This is a genomic window from Terriglobia bacterium (genome assembly GCA_036496425.1).
Lineage (GTDB): Bacteria > Acidobacteriota > Terriglobia > 20CM-2-55-15 > 20CM-2-55-15 > 20CM-2-55-15.
Window position 1 is genome coordinate 1 of sequence record DASXLG010000191.1, and the last position, 3,483, is coordinate 3,483.

3 protein-coding genes are annotated in these 3,483 nt (G+C 57.6%); all 3 read left to right on the forward strand.

The window, feature by feature from the left end; all coding sequences use genetic code 11:
• A partial coding sequence (locus VGK48_13550; protein ID HEY2382197.1) for a prolyl oligopeptidase family serine peptidase occupies positions 1-587 on the forward strand: 587 nt, incomplete at its 5' end.
• Between the two features lie 63 nt (positions 588-650).
• Positions 651-2,462 (forward strand): M28 family peptidase, encoded by a 1,812-nt coding sequence (locus VGK48_13555; protein HEY2382198.1) that lies wholly within the window; start codon positions 651-653, stop codon positions 2,460-2,462.
• 88 nt (positions 2,463-2,550) lie between these two features.
• Positions 2,551-3,483: UbiD family decarboxylase domain-containing protein (locus VGK48_13560; protein ID HEY2382199.1), on the forward strand; the 933-nt coding region annotated here is incomplete at its 3' end.

Below are 3,483 nucleotides of genomic sequence, written 5' to 3' on the forward strand. Positions count from 1 at the left end.
CCACCAATGGGGTGGCAACGGCGAACCTGGAATACCGGCGGGTAGGCAACGAGGGCGGCGCATGGCCCGGCACTTTCGCCGATATCCGTTCGGCGTACCAATTCCTTCTACAAAACTCAGAACGGCATAAGTTGGACACGAGCAGAGTCATCGTGATGGGCCATTCCGCAGGAGGCCAGCTTGCGCTCTGCCTTGCGGCTCACGAACCGAGGCTTACGCGCGTGGTGTCGCTCGCCGGAGTCGTAGACCTGCAGCGCGCATACAAACTTCACCTCAGCAACGACGCAGTCGTCGAATTTCTTCATGGCACCCCCAGCGAAGTTCCCGATCATTACCGCGAGGCCGATCCCGCTGAGCTTTCCATTCCGCATGCTCGGCAGTGGCTGATCCACGGCTCCGCGGATGACACTGTTCCGGTAGATTTCAGCCGCGATTATGTGTCTGCCAAGAAGAAGCGTTCCGGCAAACAGAAGGAAGACGCGCACCTGCTGGAGATTTCAGGGGCGGGACATTTCGACCTGATTGATCCTCGAAGCTCAGCGTGGAAGCAGGTTGAGGAGGCGGTGCTTGCATTGGCTGCGGCATAGTATTCGCTATCATTGACACCTCCCGCAACGCCTCAATACGATTCTCGGTTCACAGAAGGTCCTATGCCGAAACATTCCCCGCGCCGTCTCTCCATTCTCACTCTTAGCGTTGTTACTCTTGCTTTGGTCGCAGCATCCACACCTGTTCCGCAGGCGGATTCGGCTCGCTATCTCAACGACATCAAATCGCTCGCCGCTCCGGACATGGAGGGCCGAGGCGCCGGGACCAAGGGCCTGACGCGAGCCGAGCACCTGATTGAGAAGAGATACAAGGAATTGGGGCTGCAACCGGCCGGAGTGAATAGCTACGCACAGCCGTTCACCGTGGTCACCGGTGCCCGGCTCAAATCAGATAATCGTCTCGCGGTGAAGTCACCGGATTCCTCGAAAGAGCTGAAGATCAATCAAGACTTCGTCCCGTTCAGCTTTTCGTCTTCAGGCGAGGTCACCGGGCCCGTCGTTTTTGCAGGATACGGCGCGACTGCCGATGAATTTCACTATGACGACTATGGGGGGCTCGACGTCAACGACAAGATCGTCGTCGTGCTTCGATACGAACCAAGTGGTTTTGCCGAAAAGAGCGGCAATCATGGACTCACGCAGCACTCGCAACTCATCAGCAAAGCCATCAACGCGCGTAATCACGGCGCCAAGGCAATCGTCGTAATCAATGGAAAACTAGGCGACGGTGAAGAGGATTCGCTGACGCGCTTCGGCAGCGTGAGCGGGCGGGAAAATGTCGGTGCGGTCAGGGTCCAAGTGAAGAACGCCGTCGCGGAATCATGGTTTCAGACTGCCGGCAAGTCTTTGAAGGATGTGCAGGAACAGATCAATTCGTCCACCAAGCCCGCCTCCCTCGCGTTTCCGGATACGCTTCACCTGATGCTGCATATCGACATTGAAACTACGCGCGCCACAGTCAACAACGTTCTGGCTTGGCTGCCGGGCCAGTCGGATGAATACGTCATCATCGGAGCTCACTACGATCATCTTGGCCGCGGCAATTTCGATTCGCTAGCGCCATCACAAATCGGCCAGATTCATCCCGGAGCCGATGACAATGCCAGCGGAACAGCGGGAGTTCTCGAGCTAGCGCGGCTGCTCGCTCCGCAGCGCAGCTTATTCAAGCGCAGCATCCTGTTTATGGATTTTGCAGGTGAAGAACTCGGATTGCTGGGCTCGGCGGCGTGGGTTCAGAATCCGACGCGCCCGCTGGCGAAAGCCATTGCCATGCTCAACATGGACATGATCAGACGCATCAAGGATGACAAGGTTTACATCGGCGGCGTGGGGACCGGCTCCACTCTCAAGGCCGCGCTTGAGCAAGCTCAGAAAGAAGCCCCGTTTAAAATCGAATACTCTGCCGGTGGATATTCCTCGAGCGACCACACGTCGTTTGTGTCGAAGAAGATTCCGGTGCTGTTCTTCTTCTCCGGCCTTCACTCGGATTACCACAAGCCGTCCGACACCTGGGACAAAATCGATTCCGCCTCGGCCGCGCGCCTGCTGGACCTGGTCGGCAACGTAGCAGTGCAACTGGCGAACTCCCCCGATGTGCCAGCGTTCCAAGTTGTTGCGGAGAACAAGCCATCTGGAGGCGGAGGAGGATACGGTCCGTACTTCGGATCGATTCCGGACTTTGGCCAAACCGAAAATGGAGTGAAGTTCTCCGATGTGAAGCCGAATTCGCCAGCGGCCAAGGCGGGATTGAAAGCCGGCGACATCCTGACGCAGTTCGGAGATAAGCCCATCAAGAACCTGTACGACTTCACCGACGCATTGCGCCGCAGCAAGGTGGGAGACGTTGTCGAAGTAAAGGTGCTGCGCGATGGTCAGACGCTCACCGTCAACGTGAAGCTCGAACAGCGAAAATAGATGTGGCGGATTATCCGCGGCAGACGATCGGGCGCCCGCGCCATAATTCCAGAATCCCTTATAATCGTCGATCACAGAGAGGACGCCTTTGCCCTTCGACGACCTTCGCCAGTGGATTGCGGCGCTTGACCGCGCCGGCCAACTGAAGCGCATCCAAACTGAAGCCAATCCCATTCTTGAGATCGCCGAAATCACAGATCGCGTTTCCAAGGGCCGCGACGGCCAAGGTTCTCGCGGAGGCTCCGCGCTACTATTCCAGAATCTGAAGGGTCATCCCGGCTCGCAGTTGCTGATTAATCAATTCGGTTCCGATGCTCGGATGAAGCTCGCCCTCGGCGTGAATTCCTTCGATGAAATCGCGAGCCGCTTGCGCATGTTCCTGGACGTGAAATCCCCACAAGGCTTTCTCGACAAGCTCAAAATGCTTCCCCTGTTGACCGAAGCTGGCAAGTTTTTTCCGCGGATGGTGCCGACCGGGCCGTGCAAGGAAGTGATTCAGCGCGACACCTTCTCGCTCTTGGATTTTCCAATTTTGCAGTGTTGGCCTAAAGATGCCGGACGCTTCATCACTCTGCCCTGCGTGACCACGCGCGATCCGAGATCGGGGAAGCGCAATCTCGGCATGTACCGCATGCAGGTGTACGACGAGCACACGGCGGGAATGCATTGGCAGAGACAAAAAGTCGCGGCGGAACATGCGCGCGAGCGCATGCGGGCTTCCGTCGACGGGAAGTCGGCGGCGGTCGATATCATGGCCCGCTCTTCCGGTGGCAGTGTTCTCGCCGAAGGCGACCGTCCATCGGGAAAAATGGAGGTCGCGGTCGCGATTGGCACGGAGCCGGCAGTAACTTTTTCTGCCATTGTGCCCGCGCCGCCCGACATCGAGGAATACCTGATCGCCGGCTTTCTGCGGGGTGCGCCTGTTGATCTCGTGAAATGTGAAACCGTCGATCTCGAGGTTCCCGCAGCCAGCGAAATTGTATTGGAGGGCTACGTCAATCTCGACGAACTCCGCAGCGAA

Bases quoted from the DNA above. Each gene is read 5' to 3' on its own strand.
- VGK48_13555 (HEY2382198.1), top strand. From the start codon at position 651: ATGCCGAAACATTCCCCGCGCCGTCTCTCCATTCTCACTCTTAGCGTT.